Source organism: Nannocystis sp. RBIL2, from assembly GCF_026626745.1.
Lineage (GTDB): Bacteria > Myxococcota_A > Polyangia > Nannocystales > Nannocystaceae > Nannocystis.
The window spans coordinates 3,291,068-3,307,180 of the sequence record NZ_JAPNJW010000001.1; the positions used below are offsets into that span (position 1 = coordinate 3,291,068).

Sequence of the window (16,113 nt, forward strand, 5' to 3'; positions counted from 1 at the left end):
TGCTGACCGCGCGATTAATGCGAGTGCTCCCCCCAGCCGAGGCGGTCACGGCGGTGCTGCGCAACCGCTGGCCCGAGGCGCAGGCCGCCTGGCCGACGGTCACGGTCGACCGCGACGCCTTCCTCGCGCACTGCCGCGGCATCCTGCCCGCTGATCCCGAGGCCGCACTGCCGGTGGTCGCCGGTCTGCACGTCGGCGACCTCTACCTCGCGTACGCCTGCGCCGTGATGGGCGACCCGATCGCCGTGCGCTGCTTCGAGGCGCGGATCTTCGCCGAGGTCGGCGACGTCGTGCGGTCTATCGACGCCGACCCGGACTTCGGCGACGAGGTGCGGCAGATCGTGCGCCAGCGCCTGCTCGTCGGCGACGACGCGGGGCCGCGCCTGCTCGACTACGCCGGGCGCGGCCCGCTGGCGGTGTGGGTGCAGATCATCCTCGTCCGCGCCGCGCTGACGCAGCGCCGCCAGCAGGGCCGCGCGCAGCAGCGCCTGCACGACGCCGGCCACCTCGCGCCGGCGACCGCCGACGACCCCGAACTCGACTACCTGCGCGTCCGCTACCGCGTCGAATTCGCGGCCGCGTTCCGCGAGGCCTGCTCTCACCTGCCGTCGCGCGAGCGCGCGGTCCTGCGCCTGTCGGTCGTCAACGGCCTGACGATCGACGTCATCGGCCAGGTCTACGGGGTCCACCGGGCGACCGCGGCGCGCTGGCTGACCCGCGCTCGCGCGCTGCTCTTCGAGGAGACGCGCCGCCTGCTGACCGCGTCGCTCGGGCTGTCGCCCTCGGAGTTCGGCAGCATCGCGCGCCTGGTCCACAGCCAGCTCGACGTGCAAATTTCGTCGCTGCTGCGCAAGCCGGACCTGTGAGCGTTGCCGCGCGGCGAACGTTCGCGCGGCGAACGACCGCGACGCGAGTACGGCGCGCAGCAGTCGCGGCACGATCGGGGCGGCGGCTCGGCGTCATGTCAGCCTCGAGAGGTATGCCCGAACCACCTCGAACGAACGGGTGATCAGCGAGGCGGCTCGGGCAAGCACAGCCCGGCGCCCTCGATCTGGGCGTTCGTCCGGAAGGTGTTGAAGATCTTCCAGTTGTCGATCGGCGTGGTCGGCAGCGTCCCGTCCTCGCGCACGTTGGTGACGTAGTAGGCGTGCTGGTTCCAGATCCGGCGCGCCTGGATCCACCGGTCCTCGGCGTCGCGCAGGACCTGCAGGGCGGGCTGGCCCGTGCGGGAGGTCAGCAGGATCTCCGCCGAGCCGTCGTTGTCGACGTCGACCACGATCGGGTACTCGCCCAGCGTGAGGCTGAAGCGGGGCTGGGTCACGAGCACCTCGCCGCTGAGGCCGTCGTAGACGCGGAAGCTCTGCTCGTCGGCATACATCGCCTCGGCCACGCCGTCGCCGAGAAAGTCGAACGCCGTGCCGCCGGCCGCGCCGGATTGGTCGAGCACCTCCGTCTCCCACAACACCGCCGCCGGGTTACCCTCGAAGACCGAGTAGAGCTTGGCGGACGACGTAGCGAACTCCGGCTGCCCGTCGCCGTCGAAGTCATGAACCGTGGCGGGTCGCTGCCAGGTCAAGTAGCTGCCACCAAACACTCCGTTCGGCGTCACTGGGCCCCACTTCGGGGTGCCGTCGTGCTCGAGCAGGTGCAGCCCGAAGCCCGAGGTGACGAGCACCTCGGGGAACGGGTCGTCGTCGAGGTTGGCGACCTGCGGGATCGACTGGTACGGCACGTTCGGATGGGCCTCGTAGTAGAGCGTGCCGTCGTGGTGATACGCCGCGTGGCCGGTGATGACCTCCATCTTGCCGTCGCCGTCGAGATCGGCGGCGGTGCTCGCCTCGATCTCGCCGGGCTGCGGGTTGGCTTTCTCCCACAGAAGCACGCCGTTGTGGTCGTAGACCTCGTGGTTGAAGACGATCTCGGCGTCGCCGTCGGCGTCGAGGTCGTGGATCGCGATCGACCCGGACTCGCGGTAGAATTTCTGGATCGGGTCGCCGCCGTTGGTCGTGTTGGCCCACTTGAGCGTGCCGTCGTGCTCGAACGCCTTGAGGTGGAAGTTGCCGTCGAGGTTCCACAGCGCCACGATCTCGGGCAGTCCGTCGCCGTCGATGTCGGCGAACGCCGGCGTGGAGAAGCACGACACGTTCTCGGACTTCGGGATCGCGAAGTGCTGGGCGCCGGTCGCCCCGTCGAGCAGGAACACCTCGCAGGTTTTGGCGTAGTCGATCGCCTCGCCGGCGACCAGCACCACGTCCGGGACGTCGCACAGATCGATCTCGCCGTCGCCGTTGTCGTCGGTGAAGTTGCCGACCAGCGGCGTCACCATCGCCTGCAAGTCGGGCCCGAACGACCATTGCAGCTCCGGGGCGAAGCTCTCGGGCGGCGCCTGGAGCTTGCAGCTGCCGACCGCATCCATGTTGTCCTGCACCTTGCACACCTCACCGACCGGGCCGCCGGTCTCGCCGAGGTCGCTGACCGGGAGGTCGAACTTGAATCCGCCGCTGCTCTCCGTCGGCGTCACCGACTCGGTCGTCGAACCGGCCGACTCGCTGCCGCCCTCGGTCGGCGTCGATGCGCTGCCGGTCGCGCTGCCGGTCGCGCTGTCGGTCGTGGTCGACGGCGCCGTCGTTCCCGTCAACCCCCACGCGGTCGCACTTTCGTTGTCGTCGCCGCCGCAGGCGGCCAGCAGGAGCGGAGCGAATACCAGAGAGCGATGCACAAGCGACGTCATTGGTAGATCCTTTCTTATCAATCGCGGTCTTCCGCACGGAGACAGACAGGACCCCCGTTCAAACCGTGCGTGCGGATTCCCGCACACGGCTTACCGGTGGTCTCTCAGGCCGTCGCATTACGCGGCCCCCGGGTACTGCACGGTCCCCCGCAAGCGGTGGAGCCCATGCTGAGGATGGAAGAAGTCGCTTGCGCGGGCGGTGATCGAGACATGCGGCGCGCCTCACTTCAGGGTGCTACGGCTGCTGGACGAAGGAGCGAGGCGCAATCCCCCAGCGCGGGTCTCCCGCCAGCGCGGCGCGGCACGCAGGGAAGTTGGAGGCTTGAGCGATCCGCGCGAACGCAGCTTCCGCGCCCTCGACCTGCCGATTCACGCACTGAGCGAGCGCGCACATCGCATATTCGAAGTAGTCGCCGCCGAACGCCTGCTTCACCGGCATGCCCTCGAAGCCGAGGGTGTCCCAATTCGTGGCGTGAATGTTCCCGTCGTCCAGATCGGGGCCGTTGGGGCGGCCGGCGAAACGTTCGAACGCGATGCCCCAATTCGCGTCGAATTTGGCTTGGTCCTGATTCTCGGGGAAAGCGAAGGTGCTGAGGATCGGAGAATAGGCCTGATAGGCCCAGTGCCAGCCCTCGGGGTTGGTGCCGTCCGACATGCGCTGGACCAGGCCCTTGCCCATCCACTCCATGAACGCCGTCGCATCGGCCTCGTGGGTCGCCTCGACGACTTTCAGGTCGAGCACCCAGGCGACCGAGCCCACCACGTAATCGCTCATCCAGGTCCGTTCTCCGCCGATGTCGCCCCAGTAGACCTGGTCCGGCTCGATCACGACCCCGAGCGCGTTCGTGTGGAAGCCGCGCATCCACGCGAGCGACGCGCCCACGGCGCCGGCGTACCCGAGGTGCTCCGGATCGTCGTCGGGCGTGATCGCAGCCGCCATTCCGCAGTTGCGAATCTGCCAGGCCGTCCCGCGCGGCTGGAGGCTGCGCACCATGAGGCCCGCGGCGCCGCCGCGCGACTCGACGCTTGTGCTGAAGTGGACCCACTTCACGAAGTACTGCAGCTCCTCGAGGTGCCACCAGTCGCCTGTGACCAGATAGGCGACATAACCGGGCAGCCATCCGTGCGAGATGTCCCAGTCGGTCCCGTACTGGCCCGAAAAGTACGCGCGGCCTCCGTACATGTCTCCGGTCGACTGCGGGAGCTTGGCGTCGGGGTGCGCTGCGAACGTCGGCGGGGCATTCGTCGCCGCCTCGCGGATGTGCACGCTCCATGCCCCGGAAGCGAACGAATTGACCAGCACCGATTGCAGCGCCCGCGGCGCGGCCGAGACGACGTAGGTAGCGTCCCATTGCGAAAGCCAGCCGATCGACGGGCTGTCGCCGCCGCTGCCCAGGGCATCTCCCGGCAGGTTGTGCTGCGCGTAGGGGACGTAATTGTCCGCGAGGTTGTCGAAGAGCGTCTCATTGATCGACTCGGCGAGGAAGGCGGGGACCGCCCCGCTCTGTTGCAGGTACGCGGGGTCGTGCGCGACGACGATCTGCGGATCGGCGTCGAGCCACAGCTTGCCGCTGTGCCCGTCCGTGCAGACGATCCGCGTGTGGTGTTTGATGTCGAGCTCGCTCGTCGAGTCGTAGAGCGTCTTGTCCTGCGACGTCGCGACGACGCGACCGATCTTGTTGGTGGCTCCCGTGTAGTCGAACCAGCCGTTCTCGACGCTGACCAGCGTCTCGACGGCGCCCCCCTTGTAGAGGCGGACGAACAACCAGACGACCAGTTGGTCGTCGATGTCGAGGCGATAGCGCCACTCCGACGCGACCGGGCCGGAGAGGATCTGCTGGACGGGATTTCCCAGCGCGGACGCCAGCGAGACGGCGCCGAGCATGCCCACCTGGATGCCGAGGTCCGGAGCTGCCGCGACGAGCTCCGCCTCGGTGATCGCGGGCGCGGGATCGGAGGCCTCGGCGACGCGCGAGAGCTTCACGATCCGCGGTGTCCCCGCGGTGAAGTCACAACGCCCCGAGAGAACGGCGAACTTCACCGAGCCGTCGGGCCAGCGATTGCGAACGACGGCCTGGAATTCGTCGACGTCCGCCGCGATCCGGGCCTCCGACGGGATGTCTCCTTCCGCGAAGAAGTGCCCGATCGTCCACGGCAACAGTTCGCCGGACGTGCCCGCGGTGAGACTCACCGTGGTGATGTCCTTGGGCGTCACGCCGGATCCGTCGGTCTCCCCCGTCGTCTCGTCACCACCGGTGGAATCGGGTTCCCCGCCTGTCCCATCCGTCGGGGTGCCGCCGGTAGAACCGGAACTCCCGCCTTGGCCGGTCGTCCCGTCGCTGTCGGTAGAACCGGATCCCCCCGTGTCACCGCCGCATGCGCCGAGGCCCCAGGCGCCGAACAGTGTGAGAGTGGACTCAAGAAAAGTTCGTCGATCGATCGTCATGGTGACTTCCCCACGAAATGGAACGTAAGTCGCGCCTGTGCTCTCGTCGCCGGTGATGCGGCCGTCGACGCCGACCGTCCGGGTGTCCTGTCCGCGGAACGGACAGGGCGACATGGCGCTTGAATGAGGCCCGGCGTCACTGCAAGCGGATCAGGCGGATGTCCTCCTCCGCGACGTTCACCCACACGATCGCGTGCAGCTCGGGGAAGTACTCGAGCTTGGTCTCGGTGTTGGTGTTCACCACGGCGGGGTAGTCACCGGCGATGGCGGCGCGCTCGAGCGTCCACGTGTTCTCGTCGATCCACGCCCACAGCATGCCCTCGCCGATGGCCTCGAGGTTCGCCAGGTACTGGCCGGTCTCGGCCACGTGCGCCAGCGTCCGGCCGTCGAACCCCGACTGCATGTCGAACATCAGCGCCGCCGCCGACGGGCCGTAGGTCAGCTCGTGACTGACGATCTCGCGGGTGTCGAGGTTGGTCACCAGCATCGTGTGTGGGCGCCCGGCGTCGTACTGGAGCGTGTGCAGGGTCTGCCCGCGTTGATCCATCGCGTTGCTGAGTGCGGCCCAGCCGCCGCTCGGGTAGCCGCCCTCCCAGCGGAACTCGGTCCCGCCGGCCAGCACCGACCACGTCTGCGAGGCGTTGTAGTTCTGCGTGGCCGACATGTAGTAGCGGCCCTCGGCGGCGTTCCACCACCCGTGCATGTTCTCGCCGGCGTAGCCGGTCTCGCCCGAGTAGTTGGCGGCGGCGTCGAACGGGAACTTCGGCAGCGACCACGTCGCGGTCTCGACGTCGTACTCCCAGTAGCGGCGGCAGCCCATGAGGATCTTGCCCGCGTTGCCCAGCTCGGGCACGAACACGGTCGAGCCGTAGGTGTGGCGGGAGGTCGGCGTGCGCGTCGAGCTCGCCGGGTTGTCGGGGTCGAAGAACTCGTCGCTGTACACGCCCTCGGGGTTCTCGAAGTTGGCCTCGTAGTACGCGACGGCCGGGTTGAAGTTGGTGAAGTTCGCGTTGTACTCCGGAGGCCACAACGAGCTGTCGCTGGGCATCCGCTCGATGTTCCACATCATCGTGCGCAGATCGAGGCGGTACACGCCGTCGTTCGACGAGCCGTCGTGGCCGCCGCCGACGGTGACCCAGCCGCGCTCGCTGCCGTGGCGCGTGTCCCAGGCCATGCCGACCCAGTCCGCGAGCACGCCGTGCCAGTCCTCGTTGCCGCGATCGCTCCAGCCCGGGATCGCGGCCTTGACCTCGGCGTCGAGCGCGTCGAGGCGCGTGCCGACCACCCGCACCCAGCGATTTAGCGGCACGGTCTGCCACGACACGCAGTTGACCCGACCGTCGCCGTCGCGCCCTGGCGTCCATGCGTCGCCGTCAAGCGCACCGACGTCGTCGCCCATGCCCCAGGCGCTGTTGATCTCGTCGCCGCAGTCGAAAGCCGGCGCGCCGGTGGCGCTCGTGCTCGTGTCGTCGCCGTCATTCGTGCTCGACGTCGTGGTCGGGCCGCTGGTCGGGACGACGCCCGACGTCTCGCTGCCGCCGCTGCTCATGTCGGTCCCAGCCGTCTCGCTGCCGCTGCTGCTCGTTGTGCTCGCTGTCGACGTGCTGCCGTCGGTCGTCGCGCTCGACCCACCACCACCACCGCACGCGGCCACCAGGCCCAAGACCAAGCCCCGCGCGTACCCCTTCGTCCTCGTCAGCATGCGGCCGACTCTGGCCCAGTCCTAAGGGCGAAGGCGAACCCGGTCGAGACAACGATGACGACGAACGAGTCGCCTCCAGGTCGCACGCGCTTCGATCGACGCCGCGGTCGCGTCGTGTCGCACGCGGGTGAATGCGAGGAAGGACACGACCGCGACGACCGGATGCGCGCCTTCCTCGAACATCCGATGCTCGGATCATCGCGCACAGCGGGCTCCCCTCGTCCCACCAGGATGCCGTGCACCGAGCGGATACGTATCGTGGACTCAAGTCGTATGAAATCTGCACCACGTCGGCGTCCTCCACCATCGCCTGGCTGATCCGGCGGAAGTCGCCAGCGATGAACTGCGAGCGCCGCCCGGCGCGCTCGTCGGGCTCGCCCTCGTCTCGGCCCGCTCGCCGCGAACATGAGCGCCAAGCGTCCATCACCATGGATCCGCGTCACTGGTCGTCGTGATCGTCGGCGCGGCAGCCGTCGGTCTTCACCGATTGGTGTGCCGGTACCACGACGCGCGGGTCTACCGCCGCGCGGAGCACGCGTCCAACACATCAAGCACGCAACGTGGCTGCGCACGTATGCACGCGCAGCGGCGGCGGTGAGACGCGAGGTCGGAGCGTGCGGCGACTCGCCGCCTGCGCTCGCGGGCGCGTCAGTCGTGTGTAAGCTTTGCCCGGGTCGGCGCGTAGAACCAATAACATGTCGCGCAAGGCTCTCTCCCTCACGCCAGTCGTCGCGGTCGTGATCGCGTGTTCGAACGGCGCGGCGGTCGACCGGTCGACACACCCGACACGCTCGACGGCGCGGCCCTCGCTAACGACGCCGGGCGCGCACGCGACCACGGTCGTCGCGGGGTACAACCATACGTGCGCCCGCATGGCCGACGCGACGGTCCGCTGCTGGGGCGCCAACGACCACGGTCAGCTCGGCGCGCCGGCGCCGACCGCGTGCGCCAACACGGACTCGATGTTCGGCGTGACGGGGAGTCCGCAGTCGTGCCGCGACACTCCCGCCGACGTGGGGCTCGTCGACGTCGCGGCGGTGGCCGCCGCGGCGGACACGACGTGTGCGCTGCTGGGCGACGGCACGGTGCGCTGCTGGGGCGGCAACACGTACGGCGCCGTCGGCGACGGCACGACGACCGACCGCCCGTTGCCGACGCCGGTCGCGGGGCTCGCGAACGCGACGCAGATCGCGCTGGGGCCGAAGCACGCGTGCGCGCGCCTCGGCGATGGCGGCGTCGCGTGCTGGGGCAACGGTTTCTACGGACAGCTCGGTCCCGTGCCTATTGCACCGCTGCCGCCCGGGGTCGTCGCGCGCCAGGGCGACACCTCGGTGAGTGTGCTTACGCCGCAGCGGTTGGCGGGGCTGACCAACGTGGTCGACGTCTCGGTCGGCGAGCAGCTGACCTGCGCGCGGCTAGCGACCGGCGACGTCACGTGCTTCGGACAGTCGTACCGCAGGGCGCCCGCCGACCCGACGCCGCGGGTCGTGCCGGCGCTACACGGCGCGACCGCGCTCGCGCTCGGCACGGTCAACCACTGCGGTCTCCTGCACGGCGGCGTCGCCCGCTGCTGGGGCGCGAACATCGGCGGCGAACTGCTCGACGGCACGCGCACGGAGCGACCGGAGCCAGTGCCGAGCACGGGGCTTCCGCCCGTCTCGACTATGTGCATGAGCACCGTGAGCTCGCGCGTGTGCGCGATCGGCGGCGGCAGCGGTGGCGAGGTGCAGTGTTGGGGTGAGTCCGGGACCGTGGGCGTTGGCGGGCTGCTGCGGCAGGTCGCACTGCCGATCGCGGCCGCGCAGGTCGCCCTCGGTGCGAACCACGGTTGCGCCCTCGGGGGCGACGGATCGGTGTGGTGCTGGGGCGATCGTTTCTGGGGCGCGACGGGGGCGCGCGACGCGCAGGCAGCGCCCACGTCGGCCTTCTGGACGCCGCCGCAGCGGGTCGCGTTCTAATGGCACCTGCTGAAGTTGGTTGACGGCATCAGGCACTCACCAAGGCAGTCCTGACAGCATGTCTCATTTGCCTTGAGGCGTGCTGACGCGGCAGTGCTTGAACCATCCGGCGGCATCGGCGGGTGTGACGAAGCCGGAGACGGCGCAGATCGCGGCCTTTAGAAGGGGGACCGTTCGCGCTCCGAGGCCGCGGAGCGCCGCCTTGATCTTGGACCACGCGAGCTCGATGGGGTTCAGGTCCGGCGAGTACGGCGGTTGATAGACGACCTGCGCGCCGCGAGCCTCGATACGCTCGCGGACGCCGGATGCGTGATGCGCTCCCAGGTTGTCCATGACGACGATGTCGCCCGGGCGCAGCTTCGGCGCCAGATGCTGGTCGAGGAACTCGAGGAAGACCTTCGCCGTCGTACCGCCTTCGACGGTCATCATCGCCTCGATGCCGTCGATCGACAGCGCGCCGAGCATCGTCGTGACGCGGCCGCGATTCCGCGGCACCACGCCCTGGGCGCGCTTCCCACAGGGCGCCCAGGCCCGCGTGCGGGTCATCGAGATGTGCGAGCCGGACTCGTCGAGGAAAATCAGGCGCTCGGGGTCGCAGGACTCGTGTCGGCCATGGACGCGCCGACGCCACCGCAGCGCCCCTCGCAGAAGCGGGGGGCGCTTGTCGTCGCCACGATCCTCGCCGACTTCGCGTGGGTAGCGACGCACATCCCGGTCCTCGGGGCGCTCGGCCTCGCCGACGGCGAAGCCGGGTTCTACGCCGGCTACCAAGCTGGCCGCTGTCTGATCGCGGGTGTCGCCTTCGCGTGGGCGCTGCGCTCCGGCTGGTTCAGTGCGCCTGAGCTGGGGCTTGCCGTGGGGCGGCACGGGCCGGCGCTGCGCTGGCTCGCGAAGGTCGCGGCCGTCGCGCTCCTCGCGGCGGCGGTCGTGCTGGTGCTCGGGCGGCTCGCGCTCCCGAGTCTCGTGTGCGATCTCGGCGAGCGGGCACTACGGGCCCCGGTGGTCTATCCGTGGCCCGTGTTCGTGCGAGACACGATCTGCATGGTCCTGCTCGCGCCGCTCTACGAGGAGATCGTGTATCGCGCTCTCCTGCTCTCCGCCCTCCGCGAGCGGTTCAAGGACCCCCAGGCGCTGGTGATCGGTGGCGGCGTGTTCGTGGTCCTGCACTACCTCTACGGCTACGGCTGGAACACGGGCTATCTCCTCGTCGCCCTGGCGCTCGGCTGGGTCTTCCTCCGCACCGGATCGATCCTTCCCGGTATCCTGCTCCACGCCGCGAACAACCTATGGTTCACTGCGAGCACGCACGCCCGGCACACGCTCGGGGACGCCGCGATCCTCGGCTGGTTCTGCGGGCCGTGAGCCAAGCCCAGGTCTCTGAGGTGCCACGATGCCGCCCACGTCTCGGTCGGTCGACTCCGAGACACCAGTCGTCGGCCCTGGATGGGCCAGGGTCGGAAGCATCTCATTCGAGCGCGGGGCGCGCCCTCCGCCGTTTGCGGACCGACGAAGTACTCCGCGATCACGGAGGCGCCCGCCTGCTCCCGGCGCGCGGCATGGTCCGGGACTGCCGACGATCGACCGGCAATTGCTCGAGCGTGAGACGGAGCGCCTTCCGGCGGCGGGCCCGATCGTCGGCCCGATCGCTGATGGCCCCGTAGATCCCGAAGCCGGCGAATACGACGAGGAGTATGATCAGTGGAGACATCCGACCTCCGATGGTTGGGTCATGTGGGCTTGCCGCCGAAGCGGTGGGCGAACACGCCTGCGACGTTGAAGAACACGGTGTGCTGGTCGCGCGCGAGGCCCATCCCGTCGTCGGCGATCGCGGCCCCGCGGTAGAAAAAGCCACTGGGGTTGGTCGAGTGGTCGTAGCGGTACTCGACGCGCAACAGGAGGTTGTTGAACACGCGGAAGTTGTTGGTGAAGGCGCCCGAGATCAAGGTCTGCGGGACGCCGAACATCCGGCCGTCGCGGTCCCAGAAGAACTCGGGGCGCAGTGCCATGTCCCACGTGCGCTCCTTCCCGAGCACGCGCCAGCGGGTGAAGATGGCCCCGTTCATCCACATCTGCCACGGCGACAGGGGCAGGTCGGTGCGGGGGTCAGCGCCGACGTCGAACACCCCGCCGATCCCGAATCGGTCGGTGTTGTAGGTGAACTGCGAGTCGGAGAACAGCCGCCAGGCCTTCGGGCGCATGTCGGCCTGCTCGGGGCCGATCCACACGTACTCGCCGAAATTGAAGCGCTCGCTCGCGGTGAAGGTGTAGCCGAGCATCACGCTCGGCGCCTTGTTGTTGTCGGCGAGCAGCTGCCAGCCGTTGACCACCCACAATTGGACCTGGTGCTTGTCGCGGATCGTCTGCGCGAGCTTGAGGCCCGAGAGATAATACGGCACGCTGTTGAGCTGCCAGGTGACCGTGTAGTTCCAGTTGTAGGGACTCCAGTGGATGCCGATACCGACCGGGCTCAATTGAAGGCCAGCGACTACCTCGGTGCCGTGGCGGGTGCGAAACCCGATGGTGGCCCGCGAGATATGCTTCCACACCTCCGGTCCGGCGAATTTGCCGTTGGCGCCGCCCGGGTTCGGCTCGTAGGCGACCAGCGCGTCGGCGGCCGGACCGCCCTGGGCGGCGAACTCGAACAGCGGCGAAAAGCGGCCCGGAATCGCATCGCGGCGGATGTACGCGACGGCGTGGTTGAGCGAGAACTCGCCGGTCCGCGGCTGCACGCTCGTGCCGCGGTAGACATGATTGTCGGGGTTGTTGCTGTTGTAGCTGTAGTTGACGTCGATGAAGCCGCCGACTTCCCACGCCTTGAAGCCAGTGACCCCCGTCGGGTCCATCTTGTCACCGGCCGAGATCGCGGGGTTGTTCACCGCCGCCGCGTCCGTCCCCGGCAATGCCTTCTGCACCCGGTCCTCGTCCGCCTCCTCGCGGGGGCCGACGGGCACCGCGGCCGGCGCTGCCGGAGTTCGCCCGGCCGAGATCGCCGGGTTGTTCACGGACGCCGCATCGGTGCCGGGCAGCGCGCCCTGGACCTCGTCCTCGTCGTCCGGGGGCGTCCAGGGCGGAAGCGAGCGCGTAGCCCCCGGGTCTGCAGAGGGCGCCGTGGACCCCGCAGACGGGGCGGAAGGAGCGGCTGCGGGCGCGGTCGGGGACGCCGAGCCGGGCGGCGACGGCTCGGCGGGGGCCACGGCTGCCAGCAGCCTGACGAGCAAGATCAAGAGCGGAACCGGCATGCACATGAACGATGTGCTGCCAGCGTAGAGAGCTGCGGGTTAAGACGATGCTAATTCGCGGTCGAGCCGAAGACGGTAGCCCACGCCGGGCTCGGTGATGATCCAGCGCGGGCGCCCCGGCACGGGCTCGAGCTTCTGCCGCAGCGCGACCATATAGACGCGGAGATAGCGGGTCTCCGTGGAATGTCCCGGTCCCCACACTTCGTTCAGCAGTTGCCGGTGCGTGACGACCCGATCCGCGTGTCGCAGCAGGACCTCGAGGAGCTTGTATTCGTGCGGGGTCAGGTGAATCTCCTGCCCCGACCGCGTCACCACCCGACGACCGAGGTCGACCCTCACGTCGCCCAGCTCGACCACGGGATCACGAAGCGGGGTCCGCTGCGCGACGTGCCGCAGCGCGACGCGGATCCGCGCCAGCAGCTCGTTGGCACTGAATGGCTTCATGAGATAGTCGTCGGCGCCGGAGTCGAGCGCCGTGACCTTGTCGTCCTCCTGGCCGCGCGCCGACAGGACGATCACCGGCGCCAGCGACCAGGCTCGCATCGCCGTGACGACCGTGAGGCCGTCCCGGTCGGGCAGCCCGAGGTCGAGGAGGACGAGGTCGGGGTTGTGCTCCCTGGCCCGCAGCACGGCCTCGGCCGCGGTCTCGGCCTCCACGACCCGAAACCCGCAGTCGAGCAGGATCGTCCGTAACGATCGCCGCACCGACGGTTCGTCCTCGACGATGAGGATCAAGGCTCCGGGCTCGCTCATGCTGTCGCCTCCTGCGCGGACGGGAGGGCGGTCTGCGTCTCCTCACCGATCGGCATCGTGACGCAAAAGAGCGCGCCGCCCTGCGGTCGGTTGGCCGCGGTGATGGTGCCGCCGTGAGCCACCGCGATCGCGCGGCAGATCGCCAGACCGAGCCCGAAGCCGCCCTGAGCGGGGCCCCCGACCCGGAAGTACTTCTCGAAGATCCGGTCCTCCTGGCCAGCGGGGATCCCGCCGCCGCGGTCCGCGACCTCGACCACGACCGAGGCGCCTTCGACGCGCGCAGACACGTCGATGGCGCTGCCAGGCGGCGTGTACTTGGCGGCGTTCTCCAGCAGGTTGAGCATCAGATGCTCGAACAGCACCTCGTCGAGCAGCACTGGCGGTAGGTCGGGCGCGAGCGACACGTTCACCATGTGACGCCCGAGCGCCCGCTCGAGCCGGGTCAACGCCGCGCCGATAGGATCCTCGAGCGGCGTCCACTCGCGTCGCAGCGCGACACCCGGGGTCTCGAGCCGCGTCATGTGCAGGAGGTTCGTGACGAGCCGGCCGAGGCCGAGCGCCTCTTCGTAGATCGAGCTCGCGAACTCGCGCCGTTTTTCGTCCGCCATCGGGCCCGCCTGGCCGAGCACGCTGGCGGCCGTGCTGATCGCGGTCAAGGGCGTGCGCAAGTCGTGGCTGACCGAGCTGAGGAGAGCCCCGCGCAGCTCCTCCGTGCGCGCGCGGAGCTCGGCCTGTTGCGCCTCCTGAGCGAGCAGCACGCGGTGGAGCGCCAGCGCGACCTGGCCGCTCATCGCCGCCAAGAGCTCCTGCTCCGCGAGGTGACGCAGGCGGACGGGGTCCCCGGTCGTCACGCCGAGGACACCGATCGTGCGACCGACCGCCTGGAGCGGCACGTAGAGGGCTTTGGCGGACGACAGCGTATCGGTGCCCGCGCCCGCCGGGCCGCGCTCGAGCGCCTGGCGGGCGGCGGCCTGCTCCAGCGGATCTGCCACGAGCTCGACGTCGGTCCCTTGCAGCGGCGTCAGCGAATCGTCCGCTCCGGCGACGAGGACGACCACGCGTCCCCCGGCGAGCTCGGCGACGTGGCGAGCGGCGCTCGTGCCGATGCTCTGCTTGTGGCGGAGCTGCGCCAGCTCGCGGCTCAGCGAGTAGAGGATCGCCGTCCGCTGCTCGCGCCCGCGGGCCGCCTCGGCCTGCATGCGCACGCGCTCGGTGAGGCCGGAGATCACGATGCCGACCAGCAGCATCACCCCGAAGGTCAGCATGTAGCGGGCATCGGCGACCGCGAACGTGTAAAACGGCGGGACGAAGCAGAAGTTGAAGGCGGCGACGCTCACGACCGCGGCCAGGATCGACGGTCCGCGGCCGAAGCGGGCCGCCGTCACCATGATCACCAGCAGGTAGAGCATGATGATGTCGGACAGGTCGATGTAGCTGTAGAGCAGCGTACACACGCCGGTGACACCGACGACGCCGGCGACCGCCCACGCGTAGGGGATCGGCGACGCGCCGCTCGGCGTCGCGGGCTGCAGCGTCGGCCGGCGCGCCAGCGGGCCTTCGTCCCCGGAGATGACGTGGACGTCGATCGCACCGCTGCCGCGGACCAGCGTGTCGAGCACCGAGCCACCGAGCAGCTCGCGCCAGCGCGGCTGGCTCGGCTTGCCGACCACGAGGCGAGTGACGTTGCGCGCGCGCGCGTACTCGAGGATCCGCTCGCCGATCGACTCGCCGCCGATGTTGACGACCTCGGCCCCGAGCGACTCGGCGAGGCGGATCGTCTCGGCCAAGGTCCCGCGGCCCGTCACGCGCACGAGCGCCAGGCGCGGCGTCTCGACGTGCAGGGCGATCCACTCGGCGCGCAGCCCCGCCGCCATGCGGGCTGCGGCGCGGACCAGCCGCGGCCCGTTCTGGCTCGGACCGATGCACACGAGGATCCGCTCGGACATGGCCCAGGTGGTCGAAATACCGTGCGCGCGGCGATACGCGTGCACGTCGCTGTCGACCCGCTGGGCCATGCGGCGCAGCGCCAGCTCGCGCAGCGCCAGCAGGTTGCCCTTGCGAAAGAAGGCCTCGGTCGCGTGCCGGGCCTGCTCGGGCAGGTAAACCTTGCCCTCCTGGAGCCGCTCGAGCAGTTCGTCCGCGGGCAGGTCGCACAGCTCGACGTCGTCGGCGCGGTCGAACACCGCGTCGGGGACCGTCTCACGGACGCGGACCCATGTGATCTGGGCGACAACGTCGTTGAGACTCTCGAGGTGCTGGACGTTGAGCGTGGTGTAGATGTCGATGCCGCTGGAGAGAAGCAGGTCGACGTCCTGCCAGCGCTTGCGGTGTTGCGAGCCGGGGACGTTCGTGTGCGCGAGCTCGTCGACGAGCAGCAGGCCCGGCCGGCGCGCGAGCGCGGCCTCGAGGTCGAACTCCTGGAGCGGCTTGCCGCGGTACTCGATCGTGCGCGGCGCGAGACGCTCTAGCCCCTCCAGCAGGGCCGCCGTCTCGCTGCGCCCATGCGTCTCGACGACGCCGACGACGACGTCGATCTTCTCGGCCCGTGCGCGCCGCGCCGCCTCGAGCATCGCGTACGTCTTGCCGACGCCCGGCGCCGCGCCGAAGAAGATCTTCAGCTCGCCGCGCTTGGCCCTGGCCTCCTCTGCGCGCGCGACCTCGAGGAGGGCCTCAGGATCGGGGCGGTCGCCGTCGAGCTCCGTGCGGTTCATGGCGACGGCTGGATCTCCTCGAGGGCGCGGTTGAGGCGGAGCACGTTCACGCGCGGCTCTCCCAGGATACCCAGCGTTCGCCCCTCGGTGTGGCCCTCGATGAGCGCGAGCACTTCTGCCGTCGGGAGGCCGCGCGCCCGCGCGACGCGCCGCGCCTGGTAGCGGGCCGCTGCCGGCGAGATATGCGGGTCGAGCCCCGACCCCGACGCGAGCACGAGGTCGGCGGGGACCGGCAGCTCCGCCTCGGGGTCGGCCGCCTGCAGCGTCGCAATCCGCGCCGCGACGGCCTCCTGCAGGCCTTCGTGCAGCGGCCCCATGTTGCTCGCGCCCGAGGACTTCGCGTCGTAGTGGACCGCCGATGGACGGCTCCAAAAATCACCCGGCCTGGTGAAGTTCTGGCCGACGAGTTCGGAGCCGACGGGGCCCGCGGTCGCTACGACCAGCGAGCCGTGGGCCTCGTCGTGGAACAGGAGATCGGCGATCCCCGTGACGGCGAGCGGGTAGACAGCGCCGGTGACGACGGTCAAGAGGGCCAGGAGGATCAGGGCAGGACGAATGGCGCTCAGCATGCTC

At 69.7% G+C, this 16,113-nt stretch carries 12 protein-coding genes; 4 read left to right on the top strand and 8 right to left on the bottom strand.

Annotated features, from left to right (window positions below; translation table 11 throughout):
* Positions 1-23 precede the first annotated feature (23 nt).
* Positions 24-866, top strand: a complete 843-nt coding sequence (locus OV090_RS12830) for a sigma factor-like helix-turn-helix DNA-binding protein (protein ID WP_267703895.1) — start codon at positions 24-26, stop codon at positions 864-866.
* A gap of 143 nt (positions 867-1,009) precedes the next feature.
* Here OV090_RS12830 and OV090_RS12835 read toward each other — a convergent pair whose 3' ends face one another.
* From OV090_RS12835 to OV090_RS12845, 3 genes are all read right to left on the bottom strand, one after another.
* Complete coding sequence (locus OV090_RS12835; protein ID WP_267703896.1) at positions 1,010-2,719, bottom strand: VCBS repeat-containing protein; 1,710 nt, start codon at positions 2,717-2,719, stop codon at positions 1,010-1,012.
* Positions 2,720-2,966: 247 nt separating this feature from the next.
* Complete coding sequence (locus tag OV090_RS12840; protein ID WP_267703897.1) at positions 2,967-5,291, bottom strand: hypothetical protein; 2,325 nt, start codon at positions 5,289-5,291, stop codon at positions 2,967-2,969.
* 22 nt (positions 5,292-5,313) lie between these two features.
* Positions 5,314-6,726: a hypothetical protein gene (locus tag OV090_RS12845; protein WP_267703898.1), complete on the bottom strand. Its 1,413-nt coding sequence runs from the start codon at positions 6,724-6,726 to the stop codon at positions 5,314-5,316.
* Here OV090_RS12845 and OV090_RS12850 point away from each other — a divergent pair.
* Both OV090_RS12850 and OV090_RS12855 read left to right on the top strand, forming a co-directional pair.
* Positions 6,725-6,904, top strand: coding sequence for a hypothetical protein (locus OV090_RS12850; protein WP_267703899.1), 180 nt, complete (start codon positions 6,725-6,727; stop codon positions 6,902-6,904). The two genes, OV090_RS12845 and OV090_RS12850, sit on opposite strands and share 2 nt — an antisense overlap.
* A gap of 670 nt (positions 6,905-7,574) precedes the next feature.
* Positions 7,575-8,837, top strand: coding sequence for a hypothetical protein (locus tag OV090_RS12855; protein ID WP_267703900.1), 1,263 nt, complete (start codon positions 7,575-7,577; stop codon positions 8,835-8,837).
* 63 nt (positions 8,838-8,900) lie between these two features.
* On the opposite strand, the gene OV090_RS12860 is transcribed toward OV090_RS12855, so the two are convergent.
* On the bottom strand, positions 8,901-9,545 hold the full coding sequence (locus OV090_RS12860) for an IS630 family transposase (RefSeq protein ID WP_267703901.1): 645 nt from the start codon (positions 9,543-9,545) through the stop codon (positions 8,901-8,903).
* On the opposite strand from OV090_RS12860, the gene OV090_RS12865 reads away from it, so the two are divergent.
* Complete coding sequence (locus tag OV090_RS12865; protein WP_267703902.1) at positions 9,450-10,199, top strand: CPBP family intramembrane glutamic endopeptidase; 750 nt, start codon at positions 9,450-9,452, stop codon at positions 10,197-10,199. The genes OV090_RS12860 and OV090_RS12865 overlap by 96 nt on opposite strands.
* A 365-nt stretch (positions 10,200-10,564) precedes the next feature.
* Here OV090_RS12865 and OV090_RS12870 read toward each other — a convergent pair whose 3' ends face one another.
* From OV090_RS12870 to kdpC, 4 genes are all read right to left on the bottom strand, one after another.
* Complete coding sequence (locus tag OV090_RS12870) at positions 10,565-11,839, bottom strand: outer membrane beta-barrel protein (RefSeq protein ID WP_267703903.1); 1,275 nt, start codon at positions 11,837-11,839, stop codon at positions 10,565-10,567.
* Positions 11,840-12,115: 276 nt separating this feature from the next.
* The gene (locus OV090_RS12875) at positions 12,116-12,829 is read right to left on the bottom strand and encodes a response regulator (RefSeq protein WP_267703904.1); all 714 of its coding nucleotides are present in this window, start codon (positions 12,827-12,829) and stop codon (positions 12,116-12,118) included.
* Positions 12,826-15,540 carry a sensor histidine kinase KdpD gene (locus OV090_RS12880; RefSeq protein WP_267703905.1) on the bottom strand — a complete coding sequence of 905 codons (2,715 nt, stop codon included), beginning with the start codon at positions 15,538-15,540 and terminating at the stop codon, positions 12,826-12,828. The genes OV090_RS12875 and OV090_RS12880 overlap by 4 nt, the downstream gene beginning before the upstream one ends.
* Positions 15,537-16,109 carry a potassium-transporting ATPase subunit KdpC gene (kdpC, locus tag OV090_RS12885; protein WP_267703906.1) on the bottom strand — a complete coding sequence of 191 codons (573 nt, stop codon included), beginning with the start codon at positions 16,107-16,109 and terminating at the stop codon, positions 15,537-15,539. Before kdpC ends, OV090_RS12880 begins: the two co-directional genes overlap by 4 nt.
* Between the last annotated feature and the right edge of the window lie 4 nt (positions 16,110-16,113).

What these genes read in the sequence shown, in the direction of transcription:
- OV090_RS12850 (WP_267703899.1), top strand. Translation starts at nt 6,725, where the DNA reads ATGTCGGTCCCAGCCGTCTCGCTGCCGCTGCTGCTCGTTGTGCTCGCT.
- OV090_RS12865 (WP_267703902.1), top strand. Translation starts at nt 9,450, where the DNA reads ATGGACGCGCCGACGCCACCGCAGCGCCCCTCGCAGAAGCGGGGGGCG.
- OV090_RS12875 (WP_267703904.1), bottom strand. Translation starts at nt 12,829, where the DNA reads ATGAGCGAGCCCGGAGCCTTGATCCTCATCGTCGAGGACGAACCGTCG.
- OV090_RS12880 (WP_267703905.1), bottom strand. Translation starts at nt 15,540, where the DNA reads ATGAACCGCACGGAGCTCGACGGCGACCGCCCCGATCCTGAGGCCCTC.
- OV090_RS12855 (WP_267703900.1), top strand. Translation starts at nt 7,575, where the DNA reads ATGTCGCGCAAGGCTCTCTCCCTCACGCCAGTCGTCGCGGTCGTGATC.
- kdpC (WP_267703906.1), bottom strand. Translation starts at nt 16,109, where the DNA reads ATGCTGAGCGCCATTCGTCCTGCCCTGATCCTCCTGGCCCTCTTGACC.
- OV090_RS12840 (WP_267703897.1), bottom strand. Translation starts at nt 5,291, where the DNA reads ATGTCGCCCTGTCCGTTCCGCGGACAGGACACCCGGACGGTCGGCGTC.
- OV090_RS12845 (WP_267703898.1), bottom strand. Translation starts at nt 6,726, where the DNA reads ATGAGCAGCGGCGGCAGCGAGACGTCGGGCGTCGTCCCGACCAGCGGC.